Genomic DNA, 22,998 nt, shown 5'->3' on the forward strand with positions numbered 1-22,998 from the left:
GTGTTATGCTTGGCCTACTGCCAAAGTATTGTGGTAATCGCGGGCGCGATTACTACTGCGTGTATAATTACTGCTAGGGGGATACAAATGAAAGTTATCAAAAGAAACGGCACCGAGGTCTCGTTCGACATCACCAAGATCTTATCGGCCATCACCCGTGCCAACGAGAGCATCGACGCGGAAAAGCGCATGACCGCCACCCAGGTCCGGCGCATCGCGGAATCCGTGGAGCTGGCGTGTCAGGAGCTGGGCCGTTCCCCCTCTGTGGAAGAGATTCAGGATCTGGTGGAATACCAGATTATGGCCCACGGGGCCTTCGAGGTGGCCAAGAACTATGTCACCTACCGCTATACCCGCTCCCTGGTCCGCCGGAGCAACACCACGGACGACCGCATCCTCAGCCTCATTGAATGCTGCAACGAGGAGGCCAAGCAGGAAAACTCCAACAAGAACCCGGTGGTGAACTCCACCCAGCGGGACTACATGGCCGGCGAGGTCTCCCGGGACCTCAGCGAGCGGCTGCTGCTGCCCAAGGAGATTGTGGAGGCCCATCAGGAGGGCATCATCCATTTCCACGACTCCGACTATTTCGCCCAGCACATGCACAACTGCGACCTGGTGAACCTGGAGGACATGCTGCAAAACGGCACCGTCATCACCGGGACCCTCATTGAGCGGCCCCACAGCTTCGCCACCGCCTGCAACATCGCCACTCAGATTGTGGCCCAGGTGGCCTCCAACCAGTACGGCGGTCAGTCCATCTCCCTGGCCCACCTGGCCCCCTTTGTGGACGTGAGCCGGAAGAAGCTCCGGGTTATTGTGGAACGGGAGCTGAAGGAAATCGGCGTCATCCTGGACGAGGACAGCCTCTCCAAGCTGGTGGAGACCCGCCTCCGGGAGGAGGTCCGGGGCGGCGTCCAGACCATCCAGTACCAGGTGCTGACCCTCTTGACCACCAACGGACAGGCCCCCTTTGTCACGGTCTTCATGTATCTCGGCGAGGCCAAGAACGAGCAGGAGCGCAAGGACCTGGCCCTCATCATCGAGGAGACTCTGGAACAGCGCTATGAGGGCGTGAAAAACGAGGACGGCGTGTGGATCACCCCCGCCTTCCCCAAGCTCATCTACGTGCTGGAGGAGGACAACATCCGCGAGGACGCCCCCTACTGGTACCTCACGAAGCTGGCGGCCAAATGCACCGCCAAGCGGATGGTCCCGGACTATATCTCCGAGAAGAAGATGCTGGAGCTGAAGGTGGACAAAAACGGCGAGGGACACTGCTACACCTGCATGGGCTGCCGCAGCTTCCTGACGCCCTACGTGGACCCGGAGACCGGGAAGCCCAAGTACTACGGGCGGTTCAACCAGGGCGTGGTGACCATCAACCTCCCCGACGTGGCCCTGAGCTCCGGCGGGAACATTGAAAAATTCTGGGAGATTTTTGAGGAGCGTCTGGAGCTGTGCCACCAGGCCCTGCTGTGCCGCCACGAGCGCTTGAAGGGCACGCCCTCCGACGTGGCCCCCATTTTGTGGCAGTACGGCGCCTGCGCCCGGCTCAAGAAGGGCGAGCCCATCGACAAGCTGCTCTACGGCGGCTACTCCACCATCTCCCTGGGCTACGCCGGGCTTTACGAATGCGTAAAGTACATGACCGGCAAGAGCCACACGGACCCCTCCGCCACCCCCTTCGCCCTGGAGATCATGGAAACCATGAACGCCGCCTGCCGGAAGTGGAAGGCGGAGCACAACATCGATTTCAGCCTCTACGGCACCCCCCTGGAGTCCACCACCTACAAATTCGCCAAGTGCCTCCAGCGCCGCTTCGGCATTGTGGAGGGCATCAACGACAAGGGCTATATTACAAACTCCTACCACGTCCATGTGACGGAGCAGATCAACGCCTTCGACAAGCTGAAGTTCGAGGCCCAGTTCCAGCACCTCTCCCCCGGCGGTGCCATCAGCTACGTGGAGGTGCCGGACATGCAGAACAATCTGGAGGCGGTGCTCCAGGTGATGAAATTCATCTACGACAACATCATCTATGCCGAGCTGAACACCAAAAGCGACTACTGCCAGGTCTGCGGCTGGGACGGGGAAATCCAGATTGAGGAAGAGCACGGCAAGCTGGTCTGGAAATGCCCCAAGTGCGGCAACACGGACCAGGACAAGATGAACGTGGCCCGGCGGACCTGCGGCTACATCGGGACCCAGTACTGGAACCAGGGCCGGACCCAGGAGATCCGGGACCGGGTGCTGCACCTGTAAGGGCCATGTATTACGGAGAAATCAAAGACTGCGACGTCGCCAACGGCGAGGGCGTCCGGGTCAGCCTCTTCGTCTCCGGCTGCACCAACCACTGTGAGCACTGCTTCCAGCCCCAAACCTGGGCCTTTGACTACGGCCAGCCCTTTACGGAGGAGACGGAGGACCGGATTCTCGCCCTTCTCTCCCCCAGCTATGTCAGCGGCCTGACGGTTTTGGGCGGCGAGCCCTTTGAGCCGGAAAACCAGCGGGCACTCCTCCCCTTCCTGCGAAAGGTGCGGGCGGCGTACCCGGAAAAGAACATCTGGGCGTTCAGCGGCTTCACCTACGAGGAGCTGCTGACGGAGGGAAGCTATCCCCGCTGCGAGGCCACAGAGGAACTGCTGTCCCTTCTGGACGTGCTGGTGGACGGCCGCTTTGTGGAGGCGCTGAAGGACATCTCCCTCCGCTTCCGGGGCAGCTCCAACCAGCGGCTCATCGACCTGAACGCCACCCGGGCGGCGGGAAGCGCCGTCCTCCTGCCGGACCGGCGGGGATAAGAAACCAGAGGCGCGGCCTTCGCCGCGCCTCAAACGGAGGTTTTCATCATGGTAACAATGGCGCAGCGCCTGGAGGCGCTCCGCATGGAGCGGGGAATCAGCCGCCCCGCCCTTTCCGCCGCCCTGGGCTTCCCCAAGACGGCCATGGAGAAGTTTGAAACCGGGCGGCAGACGCCCACCCAGGACCAGCAGCGGAAGCTGGCGGACTACTTTTCCGTCACCCTCCCCTATCTCCGGGGCGAGAGCGACAACCCCGCCGGGGGAGACAGCTGGCTCTCCGGCAATGTGCCCACAGAGGAGCCCGTCCGGACTCCGGCGGCCCCGCCCGTTTCAAAAAAGCCCCGCCCGGCGGCGGTGCAGGAGGACGGCGCGGTCTTCGGCGCGCTGCTGAAAAGCCCCTCCTTCCAGGCCCTGATGCGTGACGCGGCCCTGGAGGCCCTCCGCTCCCCCGAGGGGCAGGAGCTTTTGGCCAAGGCCGTCCGGCGGGAGCTGGGGCGGCGATAAGCCCAAGGCCGCAAGGGTTTCCGTCCCGCTCCAAGCGCTCCATTTACGAAAGGGGGATTCCGCTTATGGCGCTGCTCCACCAAATCGAAGCGATCTTCCAGCTAATCGTCCAATACGGCGTGCTGCTGCTGGAGTGTGCCGGCGTAGCCGTTCTGCTGATCACGGCGGTGAAAAGCATCATCGGCTACGCGAAGCGCAAGCCCCACATCCGCCTCTCCCTGGCCCAGGGCATTTCCCTGGCCCTGGAGTTCAAGCTGGGCGGCGAGGTGCTGCGGACCGTGCTGGTCCGGGAGCTGAGCGAGCTTATGGTCCTGGGTCTGGTGATTCTGCTCCGGGGCGCCTTGACCTTTATCATTCACTGGGAGATCAAGAACGAAGAGGCCCGGCTGGACGAAACCGTCGGGCATGAGGAACCCGTTTTGGCGGAAACGGGCCGGAGACCGTGACAGCGGGACTTTTACATCAGCACTCAAATGAATCAAGGGCGGCGGACGCAAAGCGTCCGCCGCCCGTTTCTTATGTATGCTTCTCAGAGGTTCGCGAACACGTCCACCTGCTTTTGCAGTTCGCCCACAATCTCCTGGTTTGTGTCCATGCCGGAGGTAATGCCCGCCATGTCTCCCGCCAGGGCGCGGGTGCTGTCCGCCGCGCCGGTAACCCCGGCCACCGCCTCCTCCACCGCGCTGGAAATGCTGGAAATGGAGGCGGCCACGTCTTCCATGGACTCCCGGAGCCGCTCCGCCTGACCGTTGAAGGAGTCCATGGTCCCTTGGATGTAGGCCGCGTCCTCCCGGTACTGCCGCCCGGACCGGACAGACTGCTCCAGCTGGTCCCGGAGGGCTTTCCCCAGATATTCCGTCAGCTCCCGGGCGCTGCCGGAGAGGTAGTCCACCGCTCCGGTGACCACGCCGCTGACCTCCTGAATATGGCTGGCGGTCTCCGCGCAGGAGTCCGCCAAACGGCGAATCTCCCGGGCCACCACGGCGAAGCCCTTTCCCGCCTCCCCGGCACGGGTGGCCTCCACGGCGGCATTGATGGCAATCAGATCCGTGGAGGAGGAAATCGACAGGATGTCCTTGGTCAGGGCGCTGATGCGGTCCACGCTCCGGCTCTTTTCGATGGCCCGGTCCAGGGAGGCCGTGATCTCCTCCGTCCGGGCCCGGACCGTCTCCATCTCCTCCCGGGCGGACCGCTCCATCTCCTCCGCCCGGCCCCGCATCTCCACGGAATAGGCGGTGATGGCGGCGCAGTCCTCCGCCATTTGGACGGCGTCCTCCTGGGTGCCGGAGGCGCTGGCGGTGATGGCGGCGGTGTTCCCCGCAATCTCCTCCAGGGCGGCGGAGAGGTGCTCCGTCAGCCCGGAGAGCTCCCGGGCGCTGCCGCTGGAGGTCCGGGTCCGCTTCCGCACCTCACCCACCACGCCGCTGATGCGCTGGGAGCTGTCCTGAAGGGTGTCCATGGCTCCCCGAATGGGGGCAATGACGTATTTGCGAATGATCCGCAGGGCCGCCCACACCAAAAGAATCCCCGCCAGCAGCGTTCCGGCGCTGACCGCCAAGGAGGTGACATACACCAGGAACAGACGGCTTTTCGCCGCCTCCGCCTGGGTGGAGACGGAGGCAGACAGGACGTTGATACCTCCCTCCGCCGCCTCGCTCCGGTCGGCCACTTCCCCGTTGGCCATGGTGTAGGCCTCCTGGGTTTTGCTGTCGGCGCTGGCACAGACCAGCCGGACCAGGGCGTGCTTAAAGGCATCGTAGTCCGCCAGCAGGGCCTGGTAGACCGCCTCGTCGTCCTGAAAGACAAAGGGCTCGTAGTCCGCCAGCTTCCCGTCCAGCTCCGCCTCCTCCGCCTTAATCTCCTGGACCAGGCGGATCATGGTGGCGTGGTCCGCCGCCACGATATGGCTGAGGGCCAAGCGGTGGATGTCCATGATGGAGCGCCGGATATCCTCCAGCTTCGCCTCGCTGACCATATATTCGTCCACAATGGTTCCCGCGTTGGAGTGGACATTGTTGATGCTGAATACCGCCAAAACATTGGACAGCAGCGTCACCAGCCCCAGCAGGATAATGGGCAGAATCAGCCGCTGCTGCAGCTTTCCTTTCATAGCTCTCTCCCCCCGAAACATGATGGAATATCAAATGGCGGCTATCGCGCCGTCACGCCCTCCACTAAGCGATCCAGCTGGGCCTGGAGGTCCGCGCCGGAAGGGTTCCCCCGGGCCATGTTCCCGGCGAACTCCGCCACCGGGTCCCAGAACTTGCCCCCCACCCGCTGGAGCTGAGAGAACTCCGACTGGGCCAGCAGCGCCGCGATGGCGGGGGCAGCTTGAACCTCCGGCGAATTCGCCGCGCTGGCGTTGGCGGGGCCCTGGCCCCGGAGCTCGAAGCGGAGGCGCTGGTTTTCCTCACTGGTAATCCACTCCGCCAGCCGGGCCGCCCACTGGGGATGCTTGGAATAGGCGTTTACGCCGATGAGCTTGCAGCCGGAGAAGGAGGCCATTTGAATCTGCTGGCCCTTGCAGGTGAAGGTGGGCAGCTTAGCGGCCCCGGCGTCTTCGCCCCAGGCCTCCTGAATGGCCACGGCGTTCCACACGCCGCTGACCCCGGCGATCACCGAGCCGTCCCGCACCCCCGCCAGGAATTCCTCGTCCGTCCGGCTTTCAAAGCCGGAGCCGGCGGCGATGTCCAGCATGGACCGGGCCACGTCCACGCCGGAAACGGGGCCCTCGGCGCTGTTCCAGGTGCAGTAATTGGTGAGGCCGTCCTCGTTCAGCCCCACCTCCAGGCCGGTGTTTCCGAAGAAGGAGTAGACGTACCAGGCGGAGGACCAGTCCATCACCGCCAGCCGCCCGGACTCCGCCGCGATTTCCAGCATCCGGTCCAGGGTCTGGACATCCTCTTCCGAGAAGTACGCCTTATTGTAATAGAGAAAATAGCCGTTGTCCGCCGTCAGGGGATAGGCGTAAAGCGTCCCGTCCACGCTGGCCGCGTCCACGGCGGCGGAGAGATTTGCGGCCCGGACACCGTCGGGGTTTTCAATGGGGTCCAGCCCTCCGGCGGCGGCCAGGGCGGCCACCTGGTCGTCGGCAAAAGCGAAGACGTCCGCCCCGCCCTCCAAATCCTCCAGCAGGGCGTCCTTGCAGTGAGACTCGCTCTGGGGCTGATAGGTAATGCGGAAGTCGGCCTCCCCGGCATAATGGCTTTGGAAGGAGGCAAATATCTCCTGAAGCAGCGCCTCGTCCTCCTCCGCGCCCCAGACGGTCAGCTCCACGTTCTCCTTTACCGGGTTCACGTCCCCCGGCGGCGGAGCTTCCTTTCCGCAGGCGGAGAGGCACAGCAGCGCCCCCAGGGACAACAGCAGAAACCTATACTTTTTCATAGCATCAAACCCTTCCGGTGGATTTCCTGAGCCGCGCGCATTCCAGGGACGCGGCCGTTTTTGGCGGACGGTTCGCGTTTGCAAACACAGCGCTGATATTATAACATTTTTTTCTTCCGCTGGCAAGGTGTTCTCCTGCCGCTCCGGCGGCGAATTTTCCCGGCAGGCAGGCGAACCGCTTCGCCGCGGCACGAATTTTGCTGGCGGGACCTTCTTCATGGAATAGAGGGAAGCGGAACCGGAAAATGACGGCCCGAAAAATTACAAGGCAACCCGTGTCCTTCTCTAAAGCTAATGCAGAGCCTGGACAAGCCGGAAGCGCTGAAAAGGCCCCGGATGCGGGAATATTTCGGCTGATCCCGGTCAAGAAAAAATTACCGTCAAAAAATCGGCATATTCCCCCCTTTTCGAGTCAAACTATGCTCGCGATACCCAGTGACCCAAACAAAAACGCATGATTTGATGAAAAGGAGAGATTCAATTATGTCTAGCAAGAACACCAACAAGCTCAATGTCCCCGAGGCCCGCAGCGCCATGGATAAGTTCAAGATGGAGGCCGCCTCCGAAGTGGGCGTCAACCTGAAGGAAGGCTACAACGGCGACCTGACCAGCCGCGAGGCCGGCTCCGTCGGCGGCCAGATGGTTAAGAAGATGATGCCCATACGAACGATGAGCTTTGAGCGGGCGGACCGGACGGCGATAGGACATCAGGTCACGGTTACATATCGGGCGGAGCTGTATTAATAAAGATCAAGGAGGTTTTCACGAATGCGGAAACCTCCTTGATCTTTATCAATTAAGGAAATTATAGTAAGTATCCTTCTAATAATTCTTAACTATAATGAAACTTAGAGATACAATGCCTGCAAAGGAAGGTGTCGATATGGCAATTACAAGCAAGGCTGGGATCTTGAAAGTATTGACTTCATTTAACCCTTGGCGGAAAACAGGCACAGTAAACCCGCAGATGGCGAAAACGTACCGGAGACTTGCCTTCCATGAGGCAATGAAGCGTTTGGCACAGACGGACCTGCGGCGCACCGTCATCTTGACTGGGACCCGGCGGGTAGGCAAGACTACGATTCAGCATCAAATGATCCAGGCAATATTGCTTAGAAAGAAGCTTACAAAACCGCTGCATGGCCTCGCAATTATCAAAACACACTATTCTGCTTGATAAAAATGTCATTCAGCATAAGAATACGGCGGTTTTCAGGGACCAGACCGCCTGAAAAGTGATCCAGAAGGATAGAGAACGGAAGATAGCCCTGCTGCTCGGCGCGGTGACCGATGATCGCGCTGAGGGACCCGTCCAGGATATAGGGCCGAGTGGCGTCCGTCATGCCGAAACCGATATGGACGATCTTTCCGACACGGCCCGTGTCTTGAATAGCCCGGCTCACAGAAGCCGCGCTGTCTGGGACGGTATAAACAGACGTGATTTCTGGATGGTCCTCTAAAAGCTGCCGGGCCTGATGATATGCGTATTCGGGGTCGCTGGTTATATCCCCGCTTTCAATGGTATCAAAAGAAGTTCCATACGCAGCCAACTCATCCAGAAACCCTTTGCGGCGCAGATAATTGCTGGACAAATACTGGCTTCCGTTCAGCAGCAAGATCTTCGAGGGCTGCCCCATAGTAAAGTTATGCAGGAGTCCCGCAGCCGTCCTGCCGCCGACATAATAATCGCTCCCTATATAGCAGAAAGGCTCGAAACCCGAGACTTCAGACTGCAAAAGCACGACTAAGATACCACTGTCGGACAGCTCCTGCAAACGGCGGCAGACGATTGGATCGTCCAGTGGTACGATCACCAGGGCCGAGATCTCTAACGAGACCAGCTCGTTGATCATCTCCAGCTGGGCGTTGGGGGACAAGTAGTCAAAATATCGCTTCTCCACAGTGATGCCATATGCGGAAAGTTCCCGTTCCGCCCGGTTGGCATTTCGGATCACGATGGACCAAAAGCCGTTTTGGTCTATGCGTGAGAGGAAGCCAATGCGGATTTTCTGCTTTCGCATGGAAAGCTGCTGGGCCGCACGGCTTGGCTGGTAATTGCATTCATGCACGATCGCTTTGACCCGCTGTTCCACCTCGGGGTCTACCCGCCCACGGTTATGAAGGACCCGGTCCACAGTGCCGCGGGAGACGCCGGCCAGCTTTGCGATGTCGCGGATGGTAAGGGCCATAAGGTTGCACCTCCTCGTCGTGTGTGCCTGTGCACGCAATAATAATACGGCATTTTGAAAGAAAAGTCAAGTGATTAGTACTAAAAAACAAAAAAGAATTTTAGATATTTGATAGAAATTGTGGTATTCAGACAAATTCTCCTTTACAAACCAGAGGGAGTTTGTTAGAATTAAGTTGTTAATTTTTTATAAGCAATGCGTGCCCGGACACACAATGTGAAGAAACTGCCTTGCATAAACAGAAAAGCACACATGACGCGACGGGCTGGCTGTGCTTGGAGGAGGATGAGGCGAAATGGATCGCAGACCAAATTTTGTTATAATTATGACAGATGATCAGGGATATGGGGATCTATCCTGCATGGGAAATACCGATTTTTTAACGCCGCATATTGACGAGCTGGCGCAGAGCGGCGCGCGTTTTACCAACTGGTATTCCAACAGCCCGGTGTGTTCACCGTCCCGCGCCTCCCTGCTGACCGGGCGGTATCCGGGCAATGCAGGCGTGCGGGCAATCCTGGCAGGCCACCGGAAAGCGACTGGGCTTATACCGGAAACGCCTACCATCGCCGCGGCTGTGCGCAGGCTGGGCTATCATACCGCCATGGTAGGCAAATGGCATCTGGGGCTTCAGGAACGGAGTCGCCCGAACCAAAACGGGTTTGATTATTTCTACGGTTTTATGGCGGGCTGCATCGACTACTATTCCCACATTTTCTATTGGTCCATGGCGGACGGGCAGACGAATCCGTCCCATGACTTGTGGGAAAACGACCGGGAATTCTATGATAACGGCAAGTACTTTACGGAGATGGTTACGGACAAAACGGTCGAGAAGATCCGAGAGCTGGGTCCGTCCAAAGATCCATTTTTAATGTATGTTGCCTATAACGCGCCGCACTATCCCATGCACGCTCCGCGAAAGTACCTGGACCGTTTTCCTCATCTGCCGCCCGACCGGCGCATAATGGCCGCGATGCTCAGCGCCGTAGACGACGGGGTCGGCCAGATCACGGACGAGCTGAAACGGCTGGGGATCTTTGACAACACCGTCATCTTCTTCCAGAGCGACAACGGCCCCTCCCGGGAATCCCGCAACTGGATGGACGGATGTACCGACCCCTATTACGGCGGTCTTCCCGGAGGGCTCAAGGGCCATAAGTACAGCCTCTTTGAGGGTGGGATCCGAGTTCCGGGTATTTTCTGCTGGCCGGAGGGGATTCCCGCCGGCCAGGTCATCGACGAGCCCTGCGCGGCGATGGATGTGTTTCCCACCCTGCTGAAGCTGGCGGGCGGCAAGCCGGAGGAATACGAGCTGGACGGGAAAGATATATTCTCCGTCCTGACGGATGGAGCCCCTAGTCCTCACGAGGCGCTGTACTGGGAAATGGAACAGCAGACCGCCATCCGGCAGGGAGCCTATAAACTGGTACTGGAAGGGCAGCTGGTAGAGGGCGAACCGCCCCAGGCGCCTGTATTTTTGTCAGACTTGTCCGCCGACCCTGGTGAAACTACGAATTTGGCGGAACAGATGCCGGAGCTCACGGCACAGATGCGGGAAAAAGCTTTAAAATGGCGCACCGGGCTCGAGGAAAACTGGGACAAGAAATTTGCGGCCGCGTATAAGGCCACCACTTGAATCTGGACCATGCGTTCTCAATCCGCTGTTGTGTGGCAATATCCGGCTCACGCCCGGGTATCAAAATAAACTACTGGAGGATATGGAAATGAAACTGAAAAAACTGTTGGCATTGTCCCTCGCGCTCGTCATGATATCCGGCATACTGGTCAGCTGCGGCAAAGACCAGACGCCCAAGGCCCCTTCTGATGGGCCCCCCGCGGAAGAAGTGACGCTCAAGGAAGCCCCCATGCTGGCGGAGATGGTCGCGGCCGGAGAGCTGCCGGAGCTCAGCGAGCGTCTGCCTGTAGAGAGCGACATCATGGTGGAAACGGACAAAACGCCGGAAGCCCCCCAATACGGCGGAACCCTGCGCCGCAGCCATACGGGAGAGTGGGACTACGGCCCCTTCTGCGAAGAGCCGCTGTTCCGCCTGACGGAAGACGGAGGTATCACGCCCAATGTGGCCAAGAGCTTCGAGGTCAGCGAAGACGGCCTGACGTATACCATCCATCTGCGCGAAGGCATGAAATGGTCCGACGGAGAGCCATTTACCGCTCAGGACTGCGCATACTATTATAATTACATGCTGGTTTCCGACGTGGATGAGACAGGCAAGGTCACAAAATCTTATAACGGGAATTACTACAACTGGTATAAGACCACGGACCCCGCCGATGGTCTGACGAAGCCCGCCATTGTAACGGTCGTGGACGACTGCACCTTCCAGATCAAGCTGTACAGCCCCAAGCCCCTGATTCTCCAAAACATCGCCATCGACAACAAGTGGATGTTTGCCCCCAAGCACTGGTATCAGGATATCGTCGCCCATGACACAACCAAGCCCCACTGGAGTGGTCTGGATGCCTCCGTCTTGGGTGGCGAGGGCCTAACGGATATCACCGAGGAGCAGGCTGTTGCCAACGCAGCCGCCCGGAATGCCCGCTTTGTCTTTGACGACTATACCCAGTTGGGCAATCAGCTTGGTTATATGTACTGGAACTACAAGGACCGGCCCACGCTGCGCGCCTGGAACATGGATTCTGAAAAAACCGACCAGTCCTACGTCTTCACACGTAATCCCTACTTCTGGAAGACAGATGCGGAGGGCCGCCAGCTGCCTTATATCGACAAGGTCGAGATGGTTACTATGGATACCGGCCTCTATGCCCAGGAGATGATAGCCGGAAACCTGGACATGTCCGGCGGGTTCGACGTGGGCCTCTTCCCCACCTACAAGGCCGGCGAGGCCACGGGCGGCTATAGTATCTACACCAGCCCCCAGCCCAACTGGACCGTGTGCTCCATGGAGCTGAACCAGACCTATAAGGATCCCCAGTACGCGGAACTGTTCTCCATACCGGACTTCCGCCACGCCATGTCCATCGCAGTGGACCGCAATGAAATGAACGAGATCCTTTACGCCGGGCTGGCCGTTCCCGCTCAGGCCGCCGCACCCGAGGGGACGGCAGAGTATATCGACGGAGCCCGGGAAAAATGGACCGAGTATGACCCCGCTGCCGCGAACGCCCTGCTGGATGGGATCGAGATAATCTCCAGCACCCGCAACGCGGATGGATACCGAACCTTTACCTCCGGCGGCAACGCGGGCAAAGGGATCTTGATCACCATCGAGGGTCACGAGGGAAGCAACTCCGCCGAAGCGGTGGCCCTGCTGGCGCAGTATTATAAGGAGATCGGCATCCAGGTGGTGGAGGGTTCCAACACCACCCGTCCCAAGCGGCAGGAAAAGGTCGTCAACGGAGACGAGGTCATGGCTCTCTACGAAGAGAAGCTAAACGTCTTCAACGCCGCCGTCCGTCCCGATCGGGTCGGGGCCAACCGCAACATCAGCACCTGGATCGGCAAGTACAGCTTGGAGCATCAGGACGCCTGGACGCCGGAAGCGGGCTCTGAGATTGCGGAGATCGTGGAGTTGACCAAGAAACTGCAGACCGTCACCACCACAGAGGAAGCGGAGGCGGCAGGACGGGCGCTGCTGGAGAACCATGTGGAAAACACCTGGATCATCGGGTATTTGAGCGTGCCGGACCAGTATACCGCCATGTCCAACAAGGTGAAGAATTTCGACCCCAACTTCATTTCCTGCGACGAGCTTCGTTTTTACGGCAACGCCAAGCCCTATACCTGGTATATAGGGCAGTAAAAGGCCCGGCGTTCTGCCCCTGGATCTGCCGCGCGCCAGCCAACTGTCCGCATTGGCTGTTGGCTGGCGCCGCTTTTCTGCGGGGCGGCGGCCGGCAGAGCGCCTCTTTTCAACGGGCGCAAAAGCTGGATAGGCGGCGCAGGCCCATCCTGCGCCAGTGGGTCCGCACCGCTGCTTTGGACGGAAAATAATGGGTATGGAGAAGCGAATATGTATAAAAATTTTGTGCGCTTTGCCTTGCGCAAGCTTGGCATCATGATATTGACCGTGTTTTTGATCTCGTTCTTCGTGTTTTTTATCATCACCCTCCCTCCTGGCGACTTTCTGACCAACTATATCGGCCGGATGTCCGCAGCGGGCGAGACGGTCTCCCCGGAACTTGTCGCGCAGCTGAAATCGAACTACGGCCTGGACCAGCCCTTTATCGTACAGTATTGGAAATGGATATCTAACATTATCTTTCACGGTGATTTCGGTTATTCCTTTGCTTTGTCCATGCCTGTAAGCGCGGTAATCAAAGCGTATATCGTCCCCACGATGGTGCTCTCTCTGGTCACGATGATATTCACTTACCTGATTGCGATTCCCATTGGAATTTACAGCGCCGTGCACCAGTATTCCGTAGGGGACTACCTGTTTACCTCGGTCGGCTTCATCGGAATGGCCGTTCCCAACTTCCTAATGGGCATTATCCTGATGTTCATTTCCTTTAAGCTGACAGGGAATACTATGCTGGGTCTCTACTCTCCCGGGATGGAAAACGCCCCCTGGTCCATGGCCAAGATGATAGATCTGCTTCAGCACAGCATCATTCCCGTGCTGGTTATCGGCTTGATGAACACATGCAGCCTGATGCGCACCATGCGGGGTCAGATGCTGGACGAGTTGGGAAAAAATTATGTGATGACCGCCCGGGCAAAGGGTATGAAGGCCAGGGCTATTCGTTATAAGTACTGTGTGCGCGCCGCGATCAACCCGATCGTCTCGTCCATCGGCTGGTCTCTGGTGAACATTTTTACGGGTACTACTATCGTGGCGATCGTGCTGAACCTTCCCTCTATGGGCCGTGTGATGCACAACGCGCTTTTGGACCAGGACATGTATTTAGCTGGAAGCTGGCTGTTCCTGATGGCGATCATGACCGTTGTCGGCACGTTTATTTCCGACCTGCTGCTGGCGTGGCTGGATCCGAGGGCGCGGGCGGAGTATCTGAAGGGGTGAGCTTATGTCCTTATTCAAAAAAAAGGCTGAACGGGATGACCGATACTATTACGCCTCCCAATGGCAGCTTATGTACCAGAAATTCCGCAGGCACAAGCTGGCCATGGTCAGTGCCGCCGTGCTGATCCTGTTCTACCTCTGCGCGCTGTTGGGCAGCTTTATCGCGCCTCAGGGCACGGAGCAGTTCTCTGGTGAGTATGTAAACTGCGGCCCCACGCCGGTCCACTTTTTCCACGAGGGAAAATGGGAGGGCCCCTTCGTCTATGGCCTGCAGCGCGAACGCGATCCTGAGACCTACATGAACGTATTCACGGAAGACACGGATAACGTGTACCACATCCGCTTTTTCGCCCAGGGCAGAAAGGGCGGAGAATATAAGATTCTGGGGCTGATCCCTTGTAATCTGCACCTCTTTCAGGCGGAGGGGGACGGTCAGGTCTTTCTCTTCGGAACGGACTCCATGGGCCGCGATCTGTTCTCCCGCGTGCTTCTGGGAGCGCGGATATCCCTGTTTATCCCGGTCGTCGGTATGCTGATGACCGTGGCTCTTGGACTTTTGATCGGTTCTCTGGCGGGGTATTTCGGCGGCTGGGTGGATATGGTGATCCAGCGCGCCATCGAGGTGGTCCGGTCCTTCCCCAACGTGCCTTTGTGGATGGCCCTGTCCGCCGCCCTTCCGGCAACGCTGAAACCCGCCCAGGTATTTATGCTGATGACGGTGATCTTGTCGCTGATTTCCTGGCCTAACCTGGCCCGCACCGTGCGCAGCCAGTTCTTTGCCGTCAAACAGGAGGATTTCATTATGGCGGCGCGTATCTCTGGCGCGCCGGCGCCCGCCATCGTGACCCGCCATATGATTCCCAGCTTCCTCAGCTATATCATCGTCAATATGACCCTGACGATCCCGCAGCTGATCGTGGGTGAGACGACTTTGAGCTTCCTGGGATTGGGTCTGCGCTCTCCCGCTACCAGCTGGGGCGTGCTGCTGCAGGAAACCAACCAGCTGGAGACGATCATGTTTTACGGCTGGAAGCTAATCCCGATGCTGTTTGTGTTTCTGGCGGTCTTGGCGTTCAACTTCCTGGGGGACGGCCTGCGGGACGCGGCCGATCCTTACAAGTAAGGAGGGTGCGAGATGTTTGGAAAGACTAAGAAAAAAGGCCCGGACCGCCCGGTGGAAATGTCCGGGGATCATCTGCTGGAGGTACGGGACCTCAACGTGAATATCCGCGTGGAGGAAGATACGCTCCACGCCGTGCGCGGCGTCAATTTCGTGCTGGGCAGGGGAGAGACCCTGGGCCTGGTGGGAGAATCGGGCTGCGGGAAAAGCGTCACCAGTAAGGAGATTATGGGCATCAACCCCAAAAACTGCGCTTCCTCCGGGGAGGTGCTGTTCCGCACAAAGTCCGGCGAGACCGTGAATCTGCTGACTCTGGAGAAGGACGGCGCCGTTTACCGTGCTCTCCGGGGCTCCGAGATCGCGATGATCTTCCAGGAGCCCATGACCGCGTTTTCCCCGCTCTATACTGTGGGGAACCAAATGGCCGAGCTGGTCCTGCTGCACACTCCGGGGGCGGATAAACGGCAAGCCCGCGCCCGGGTGCTGGAGATGATGAAAAAGGTCGGCATCGCCAACCCGGAGCGGCGCGTCGACCAGTATCCCTACGAGTTTTCCGGCGGGATGCTGCAGCGCGCCCTGATTGCCATGATGCTCTGCTGCAACCCTACGCTGCTGATCGCCGACGAACCGACGACGGCACTGGATGTGACCATCCAAGCGCAGATCTTGGAGCTGATGAAAGGGCTGCAAAAAGAATTTAGTATGTCGATCCTGTTTATCACGCACGACCTGGGTACGGTGGCCGGCATGTGCGACCGTGTGGCGGTGATGTACCTTGGGCAGATCGTGGAAACAGGCTCCGTCCGCCAGATCTTTCACAATGCGTGTCATCCCTATACCCGCGGTCTGCTGCGTTCTCTCCCCAAAATGGACCAGAACCGGGATGAGCGTCTGTATGCCATCAGGGGAGTGGTCCCCCTGCCTGTGGGACTAAAGCCTTCTTGCGGTTTCCATGAACGCTGTGAGCAGTGCGTCCCTGGCAAGTGCGACTGTACGGAGACCCAGCCTGTGGAAGTGGAGCCCGGACACTTTGTCCGTTGTGAGCTGGTCAAAAAAGGTGGGTGAGCGAATGGATACGAGCAAGGTCATTCTGGAAGTAAAAAACCTGAGCAAGATTTACACGACGAAGAAAACGGAAGTAAAAGCTCTGAGCGGCGTTTCCTTTACGGTCCGCGAGGGGGAGACTATCGGCATTGTGGGAGAATCTGGATGCGGAAAGACGACGCTGGGCCGCTCGATCGTCCGGGGCATCGACGCCACTGGAGGCGAAGTCCTTCTTCATACGGAGGATGGCGTCATCGACTTTTTGAAGGCGACCCGGGAGCAGATGAAAAAATACCGCCGGGATATCCAGATGATTTTCCAGGACCCCTATGCCAGCCTGGATCCCCGTATGACGGTGTTTGATATCATCAGCGAGCCCCTGCGCTATAACGGCGGTATGAGTAAATCGGAGATTGAGCAGGCCGTCAACCAAATTGCCGAACAGGTGGGACTGAACAAGGCGCTTTTGCGGCGGTATCCCCATGCGTTCTCCGGCGGCCAGCGTCAGCGGATCGGCATTGCCCGCTCCTTGATCCTGCAACCAAAAATCATTGTCTGCGACGAGGCGGTTTCCGCTCTGGACGTCTCCATCCAAGCGCAGATCATCAATCTTTTGGAGGATCTCCAGCGGGAGTTCAAGCTGACATACCTGTTCATTTCCCATGCGCTGTCGGTGGTGCGTCACATCTCTGACCGGGTGCTGGTGATGTATTTGGGTCGGGCGGTGGAGTTTGCCGACACAGAGGACCTCTTTTCCGCTCCGCTCCATCCCTACACCAAGGCGCTGCTAAGCGCCGCGCCTCATCCCGACCCGGATGTAAAAGTCAGCCGCATCATGCTGGATGGCGAGGTGCCGAATCCCGCCGACCCTCCCACCGGCTGCCACTTCCATCCCAGGTGCCCCTATAAAACCGCCCGGTGTGAGCGGGAATATCCTCCTTTTGAAGAACATGGGAAGGGACACTTTGCGGCTTGCTGGAACCTGTCCCCGGACGGAGAGGGAAGCGGTGAGTAATATGCCGGTCTCTGCGGAAAGAGCTGGCAGGAGACGGGTGGTGCTTTCATGAAAACGTCTCAGATCTCCTTTCGGGAGGATATCTCCAAAGAAAAAGAGGGCTCCTATTATGAGCGCGTGTTTTCTGTGCCGGAAAACGTCTGCCGCCTGGATATCCATTATGAATACCGGCGTTACCGGGAAGCGGAGGCCCCCCCGGGCGTATGCCTGCGTACGGAGGAGAGCGTCGTTGACCTAGCGCTGCGCGACGGACGCGGGAACTACCTGGGTGCGTCCGGAGCCGGCCGGGGGAACATTCATCTCTCCCCCTGGGACAGCTCCCCGGGATATGCGCGGACGGAGATCGGGGCCGGAGACTGGGCGGTAATCGTAGGTGCATACAAAGTACCGGACCAAGGCGTATCCGTTTTATACACAGTTACCTTTACATATCGGGAGCGGACGCTGCTGATAGGAGATATCCACGTTCACACTACGGCGTCCGACGGCGCGTTCCCCTCCAGGGCCGCAGCCCTTATGGCGAAAGACGCGGGTCTGGATTTTCTATTCCTGACGGACCACAATGGCTATGCGCACAACCGGATGCTGCCCGAGGTGGAAGGACTGACCGTCCTGCCCGGCTCGGAGTGGACCCATTACCAGGGCCACGCCGGGATGCTGGGCGTTTCCCGTCCCCTCAGCAGCGCCTTCTGCGTCAACTCCCGCAAAGAGGCGTGGGAAAAGCTGGCGGAGGCCCGAAGGAACGGAGCGCTTCTGGTACTGAACCATCCCTTCTGCCCCAGCTGCGGCTGGCATTTCGGCTTCAAGGACAAGGGATTTGATTTGATCGAAGCGGTCAACGGCGGCACGGTTCCGCAGGCCAACAGGAAATGCCTCCGCTGGTGGCACGAGCAGCTGTGCCGGGGAAAGCGTTATCCCATTGCCGGAGGCAGCGATTACCACCGCCCGGAACCGGGCAGACACATGGGGCAGCCGTCTACGGCTGTATACGCCATGTCCCGCTCTCCGGCGGATATTCTGGAGGCGCTGCGACAGGGCGAGAGCTACATCATAGCGTGGCCCGGCGCCCCGGTCCTTTGGGCAGAGGCGGAGGGCGCGGTTCTCGGCGGGACTGCCAGGCGCGGAGCCGAGACACGGATCAGGCTGGAAGGCCTTCGGGGCGGCGACAGAATCCGCCTGATAACGGACCTGCAACGCGAGGATATCCTCTGCGGGCCGGACACGTTCCGCCTGGAGCTGGAGCGCCGTTTTCCAGGCGCGAGGTTCGTACGGTTCGAGGTGCTGCGCCGAAGCAGCCTGATCCTGCTGTCCAACCCCATTTATTTTGCCTGAGCGGGTGAATGACATGAAGATTATTCTGGTTTTTAAGACACACTTTGATATTGGTTTTACGCAAATGGCGGAGGATGTGATTCGTCAGTATTCAGGAAAGATGCTTTCCGATGTGATACAGACCTGCGAGGGCACCTCCGATATGGGACTTCTCCGATATGTCTGGACCATGCCCTCCTGGCCTCTAACGGTCATGCGGCAGAACAGGGAGAAGCGGGAAACGCTGGACCGCCTGGTAAAGGAGGGCCAAATTGCTTTCCATGCGATGCCCTATACTCTGCACACGGATTTTTGCGGTATGTTGGATGTGATCGAAGGGCTGCGGTATAGCGTCGGACTCTCTGAACTGTATGGCCTCCCACTGCCGCTTAGTGCCAAGATGACGGACGTCCCCGGGCATGGGCGGGCCCTGCCAATGCTGCTGGCAAAGGCGGGAGTCAGATTTTTGCATCTGGGCTGCAATTCCTTTGCCACGCCGCCGGATGTTCCGCCGCTGTTTTTTTGGCGGGGCAGTGACGAAAGTCAATTGCTGACGATGTATTCCAAGGGCGGATACGGCTCCTCCATGACCCCGCCGGAGGACTGGCCCTTCCCTGTGTGGATGGCTCTGATGCACACACATGATAACTGCGGCCCCCAGAGCGCGGAGCGGATCCGCGCCTTGACGGCGAAGGCGCGGGAGTCCTGTCCCGGCGCAGAGGTCGTCTGCGGCACGATGGACGATTTCTACCGCGAACTGGCGGCCTGTGATCTCTCCGGCCTGCCGGTGGTGGAAGGAGACCTGGCGGACAGCTGGATACACGGGACCGGAAGTTATCCGGCGGAGGTGCGTTCGGTGCGCCAGTCACGCAGAGATATCGTAACGGCCGCCGCCGCGCTGTTTGCGGCGGGGGGAGATATGCAGAGGTTCTCCGGCGCCTATGAACGGGCCTGTGACGCGCTGTCCCTGTTTGGCGAACACACCTGGGGGCTGGACGTAAAAACCTGGATGGCCCCCGAACGGGTCTACGAAAAGCGGGATTTCCTGGCCGCCAAGAACTCCGGCGAATACCGCCGCATGGAAGCATCATGGCAGGAGCAGAGGGACCGGGCGGATGCTGCTGCGGCGGCGGCGAAGGAAGCCCTGGCCTGCGTAAAGAAGGGTCCAGGCGGGGTTTTTAACCCAAACGGCGGGACCTTCAGCGGATGGGTGGAAGCGGAGAACACTCCCGGATCCGTGAAGATTGGGGGGCGGGACATGGTCTATGTGCGGGAGGTGCCGCCCCTGGGAACGGCGCCTCTGTGCGGCCGACGGTATCCTCCTACGGAAAACGTCCTGGAAAACCACCGCTACCGCCTGACCTTTGACCGGGACCGGGGGCTGATCACCGAGCTTTACGACAAAACGTTGAGACGGGCCCTGGCCCGGGAACGGTCCGGCGTGGGAGTATTCTCCTATCAGTACGATATTTACGGTGCAGAGGAGATGACGGAGTATCTGCGCGCTTACGCCTACCGCTTTTCCGACTGGGGAATCCGCGACAATGGCAAGGACAACTACCCGGAGATATCCAGCCGGACATTCCATCCTAAGCTGCTTCGGTACACGGCAGACGGCTGTACGCTGGCCCTGCATTACCGCTCCGCCGCTGACGCATATGGCGATGGCCGGGAGATCCGGGTCCTGGTTTCCCTCCCTCCGGAAGGCGGGGAGCTGTTCCTCCGGGTGGAGATGGACGAAAAGGAAGAGACGCCCTTTGTGGAATCCGGTTCCCTTTGCCTGCCCCTCGCGGCGGACGCACCCAGATATCTGTTCAATAAGAACGGGGATCTGATTGATCCGGCCCGGGATATTGTGGCCGGAGCCAATCATGCTCTGTACTGCTTGGAAGCCTTTGCTTGCGCGGAGAGCGAGGGCGCGGGTGTCTGTGTGGTCAGCCGAGACGCACCTCTTTGCGCGATCGGAGAGACCGGGATCTACCGCTTCCGCAGAGAGTACCAGCCAGGAGAGGCGGTCCTCTATTTCAACCTGTTCAACAACATGTGGGGTACAAATTTCCCCCAGTGGATCGGGGGGAGCTTGCGGTGGGACTTCACCCTGTTCAGCTATGAGGGGACCTGCGACGGCAGAATCATGGACCGGGCCTTGGCGCTGGACCGCGGCGCGTACTATCTTCCACTGGAGCCCTTTGAGCCAAAGCTGTTTCTCCCCGATGGAATGGAGATCTTAGGACTAAAGCCCTGTGGCAGAGAAGCATGGCGGCTGACACTGAGGGACACCGGACTGACGGAGCGGGAAGGCCATCTGCGGGTCCCCGGCTGGACGATCAGCCCGGCGGACCTGCGAGGGCAGGCGGCCGGCGAACCCAGCAGGGATATATGTGAGTTTTCCATCAGGCCCTTCGGCGTCTATGGGTTTGACCTTAAACGGTGAGGAAAGTCTATCTTATTTAAGGGAGGGTTATTCTATGAAACGCAGCGAGATCAATGCCGCGCTGAAAGAAATGGAGGCCATGATTCGGGAATATCGGTTTGCGCTGCCTCCGTTCTGCGGCTTCACGCCCGAGGAATGGCAGGAGAAAGGACACGATTACGACGAAGTCCGGGAGAACATGCTGGGCTGGGACATCACAGATTATGGTTCTGGAAGCTTTGAGAAGGTTGGCTTTTCGCTGATTACTCTCCGGAATGGCAACTTGAAGCTGGCGGAAAAGTACTCTAAAACTTATGCGGAGAAGCTGCTGTACATAAAAGAGGGGCAGTATTCCCCCATGCACTTCCACTGGTTTAAAATGGAGGACATTATCAACCGGGGCGGAGGAAACGTGCTGATCCGGGTATACAATTCTCTGCCCAGCGAGGAGCTTGACAAAGCCGGAGAGGTCCACGTCCATATAGACGGCCGCGAGACCGCAGTGCCCGCCGGAACACAGGTGCGCCTGACTCCCGGGGAAAGCATCTCCATCCAGCCTTATATGTACCATGACTTCGAGGTGGAGCCTGGAAGCGGCCCCGTGCTGTTGGGAGAGGTCAGCCAGTGCAACGACGATAATACGGACAACCGCTTTCTTGAGGAGGTCGGGCGGTTCCCGGCCATTGAGGAGGACGAAGCTCCTTATCGCCTTTTGTGCAATGAATACCCGGAGGCAGAATGACGATGGCGCCGGACAGGCCGAATATACTGTTTTTCTTCTCCGACCAGCACCGGGGAGACTGGATGCCCTATGCCCAGCCCAGCTCCAGTCCGGAAGGAGACGCGCCGCCGCTTCGGATGCCCAATATCCGGTCGCTCATGGACCGGGGAACCACCTTCACTCGGGCGGCGACCAATTCGCCGCTGTGCGTGCCCGCCAGGGCCTGTTTGGCCCTGGGGCAGGATTATGAGCACTGCGGGGCATGGAACAACGATTTTTGCTGTCCTCTGGACCGTGTTACGTTTTACCGGGTCTTGCGCGAGGGCGGCTACGCGGTGTCCGGCGTTGGAAAATTCGACCTGCATAAGCCGATCCTGTATTGGGGAGAGCAGGGCTGGATTCCCCAGCTGGAAAAGCTGGGGTTTACCCGCGCCCTGGAAAATGAGGGGAAGGGCGACGCCGTCTGGGCCTTTCAGCATACAGGGGCGGGCCCTTATGGAAGTTTTCTCCAGGAACGGGGCCTGATGGAGGAATACTGCGCGGACCATCTGCGCAGGGTGAAGGACCCGCTCGGGTCCTGGGCGGCGGAAATTCCAGAGGACGCTTACGCGGACAACTGGGTCACCGAGAACGCCTTGACGGAGCTGCGATGCCTGGCGGAGGGAGACCGTCCCTGGTTTTTGATGGTGAACTTCTCCGGTCCTCACGACCCCTGGGATGTTACCCAGGATATGAAACGGAGATGGGAGCATACGCCTTTTCCGATTCCAGAGGAGCTCAAAGGCCCGGCGGACGCGCTGACGGGTGTAAGACAGAATTATGCGGCTATGCTGGAAAATATTGACCGGTGCATAGGCGTGGTTTTGGACGAGGTAGATCGTCTCAAACTGGGCCGGGAAACTGTCGTCATATATTCCGCAGATCACGGCGAGATGCTGGGAGACCGGAACCGCTTTTTTAAATCCGTACCCTATCAGCCCGCCGTGCATATCCCGCTGGTCATCAGCGGGCCGGGCGTCCTTCAAAACAACAGGTGCGGTGCGCTGGTGCAGCTGCATGATCTGGCGGCTACAATCACCGGCTTCGCGGGCCTGTCCATGCCGCCTGATGTGGATTCCAAAAGTCTGCTCCCATTGGCGGCAAATGACGGCGCCCCGCCGGTGCGCGGCTATCAATACGCGGCGCTCTACACACATATGCGGGAGTCCGGCGGGCCGGCGGCCGGCTATGAGGAGTACGCCGAATTCCAAAAACGGTCTGACATGGCGGAGCCCTTTCCAACGCAAAGGGGGCCCTCCGGCTGGCGCAGCGTGATCACGGAGCGGTTCAAATATGTGGAGTATCTGGAAAGCGGACGGCGGGAGTTATACGATCTGCTTTTGGACGGGCGGGAAATGCACAATATCACGGATGAAGCTCCCGCACTTGTGCAAAAGTTCCAGACCTTCCTTGCCGAGCGTTTTCCAGTGGATCTATGAACATACAGGAAT

At 59.1% G+C, this 22,998-nt stretch carries 18 protein-coding genes and 1 pseudogene; 16 read left to right on the forward strand and 3 right to left on the reverse strand.

Going from position 1 to position 22,998, the window contains the following annotated elements; genetic code table 11:
• The first annotated feature begins 87 nt into the window (after positions 1 to 87).
• The 4 genes from nrdD to Q1M04_RS03435 all read left to right on the forward strand — a co-directional run bounded on the left by nrdD (position 88) and on the right by Q1M04_RS03435 (position 3,751).
• Positions 88 to 2,265, forward strand: a complete 2,178-nt coding sequence (gene nrdD, locus Q1M04_RS03420; RefSeq protein WP_293279268.1) for an anaerobic ribonucleoside-triphosphate reductase — start codon at positions 88 to 90, stop codon at positions 2,263 to 2,265.
• A gap of 5 nt (positions 2,266 to 2,270) precedes the next feature.
• Entirely contained in the window at positions 2,271 to 2,801 is a 531-nt protein-coding gene (gene nrdG / locus Q1M04_RS03425; RefSeq protein WP_293279266.1) for an anaerobic ribonucleoside-triphosphate reductase activating protein, read from the forward strand.
• A gap of 48 nt (positions 2,802 to 2,849) precedes the next feature.
• Complete coding sequence (locus Q1M04_RS03430) at positions 2,850 to 3,305, forward strand: helix-turn-helix transcriptional regulator (RefSeq protein ID WP_297997184.1); 456 nt, start codon at positions 2,850 to 2,852, stop codon at positions 3,303 to 3,305.
• 65 nt (positions 3,306 to 3,370) lie between these two features.
• Entirely contained in the window at positions 3,371 to 3,751 is a 381-nt protein-coding gene (locus tag Q1M04_RS03435) for a DUF1622 domain-containing protein (RefSeq protein WP_297997186.1), read from the forward strand.
• Between the two features lie 83 nt (positions 3,752 to 3,834).
• On the opposite strand, the gene Q1M04_RS03440 is transcribed toward Q1M04_RS03435, so the two are convergent.
• A complete protein-coding gene (locus Q1M04_RS03440) occupies positions 3,835 to 5,415 on the reverse strand; it encodes a methyl-accepting chemotaxis protein (RefSeq protein WP_297997188.1) in 1,581 nt (526 codons plus the stop codon).
• A gap of 41 nt (positions 5,416 to 5,456) precedes the next feature.
• The gene (locus tag Q1M04_RS03445) at positions 5,457 to 6,689 is read right to left on the reverse strand and encodes an extracellular solute-binding protein (RefSeq protein ID WP_297997190.1); all 1,233 of its coding nucleotides are present in this window, start codon (positions 6,687 to 6,689) and stop codon (positions 5,457 to 5,459) included.
• 483 nt (positions 6,690 to 7,172) lie between these two features.
• Here Q1M04_RS03445 and Q1M04_RS03450 point away from each other — a divergent pair.
• Positions 7,173 to 7,346, forward strand: a pseudogene (locus tag Q1M04_RS03450) (alpha/beta-type small acid-soluble spore protein); the annotation flags it as partial.
• Between the two features lie 226 nt (positions 7,347 to 7,572).
• The gene (locus Q1M04_RS03455) at positions 7,573 to 7,866 is read left to right on the forward strand and encodes a hypothetical protein (protein WP_297997192.1); all 294 of its coding nucleotides are present in this window, start codon (positions 7,573 to 7,575) and stop codon (positions 7,864 to 7,866) included.
• Here the strand turns inward: Q1M04_RS03455 and Q1M04_RS03460 are convergent.
• Positions 7,844 to 8,878, reverse strand: coding sequence for a LacI family DNA-binding transcriptional regulator (locus Q1M04_RS03460; RefSeq protein WP_297997194.1), 1,035 nt, complete (start codon positions 8,876 to 8,878; stop codon positions 7,844 to 7,846). The genes Q1M04_RS03455 and Q1M04_RS03460 overlap by 23 nt on opposite strands.
• 295 nt (positions 8,879 to 9,173) lie before the next feature.
• Here Q1M04_RS03460 and Q1M04_RS03465 point away from each other — a divergent pair, with 295 nt between their 5' ends.
• The 10 genes from Q1M04_RS03465 (at position 9,174) to Q1M04_RS03510 (ending at position 22,986) form a co-directional block, all read left to right on the forward strand.
• Positions 9,174 to 10,517, forward strand: coding sequence for a sulfatase (locus tag Q1M04_RS03465; protein WP_297997196.1), 1,344 nt, complete (start codon positions 9,174 to 9,176; stop codon positions 10,515 to 10,517).
• Between the two features lie 88 nt (positions 10,518 to 10,605).
• Entirely contained in the window at positions 10,606 to 12,663 is a 2,058-nt protein-coding gene (locus Q1M04_RS03470; protein ID WP_297997198.1) for an ABC transporter substrate-binding protein, read from the forward strand.
• A 210-nt stretch (positions 12,664 to 12,873) separates the two neighbouring features.
• Entirely contained in the window at positions 12,874 to 13,884 is a 1,011-nt protein-coding gene (locus Q1M04_RS03475) for an ABC transporter permease (RefSeq protein WP_297997200.1), read from the forward strand.
• A gap of 4 nt (positions 13,885 to 13,888) precedes the next feature.
• On the forward strand, positions 13,889 to 15,007 hold the full coding sequence (locus Q1M04_RS03480; protein WP_297997202.1) for an ABC transporter permease: 1,119 nt from the start codon (positions 13,889 to 13,891) through the stop codon (positions 15,005 to 15,007).
• A 12-nt stretch (positions 15,008 to 15,019) separates the two neighbouring features.
• The gene (locus Q1M04_RS03485; protein ID WP_297997205.1) at positions 15,020 to 16,069 is read left to right on the forward strand and encodes an ABC transporter ATP-binding protein; all 1,050 of its coding nucleotides are present in this window, start codon (positions 15,020 to 15,022) and stop codon (positions 16,067 to 16,069) included.
• 4 nt (positions 16,070 to 16,073) lie between these two features.
• The gene (locus Q1M04_RS03490; protein WP_297997208.1) at positions 16,074 to 17,063 is read left to right on the forward strand and encodes an ABC transporter ATP-binding protein; all 990 of its coding nucleotides are present in this window, start codon (positions 16,074 to 16,076) and stop codon (positions 17,061 to 17,063) included.
• Positions 17,064 to 17,111: 48 nt separating this feature from the next.
• Positions 17,112 to 18,395, forward strand: coding sequence for a CehA/McbA family metallohydrolase (locus tag Q1M04_RS03495; RefSeq protein ID WP_297997210.1), 1,284 nt, complete (start codon positions 17,112 to 17,114; stop codon positions 18,393 to 18,395).
• Between the two features lie 13 nt (positions 18,396 to 18,408).
• Positions 18,409 to 20,808, forward strand: a complete 2,400-nt coding sequence (locus tag Q1M04_RS03500) for a DUF5054 domain-containing protein (RefSeq protein WP_297997212.1) — start codon at positions 18,409 to 18,411, stop codon at positions 20,806 to 20,808.
• Between the two features lie 34 nt (positions 20,809 to 20,842).
• Complete coding sequence (locus Q1M04_RS03505) at positions 20,843 to 21,529, forward strand: D-lyxose/D-mannose family sugar isomerase (protein ID WP_297997214.1); 687 nt, start codon at positions 20,843 to 20,845, stop codon at positions 21,527 to 21,529.
• Positions 21,526 to 22,986 (forward strand): sulfatase, encoded by a 1,461-nt coding sequence (locus Q1M04_RS03510; RefSeq protein ID WP_297997216.1) that lies wholly within the window; start codon positions 21,526 to 21,528, stop codon positions 22,984 to 22,986. The genes Q1M04_RS03505 and Q1M04_RS03510 overlap by 4 nt, the downstream gene beginning before the upstream one ends.
• Positions 22,987 to 22,998 lie beyond the last annotated feature (12 nt).

Source organism: uncultured Oscillibacter sp., assembly GCF_950073225.1.
Lineage (GTDB): Bacteria > Bacillota > Clostridia > Oscillospirales > Oscillospiraceae > Oscillibacter.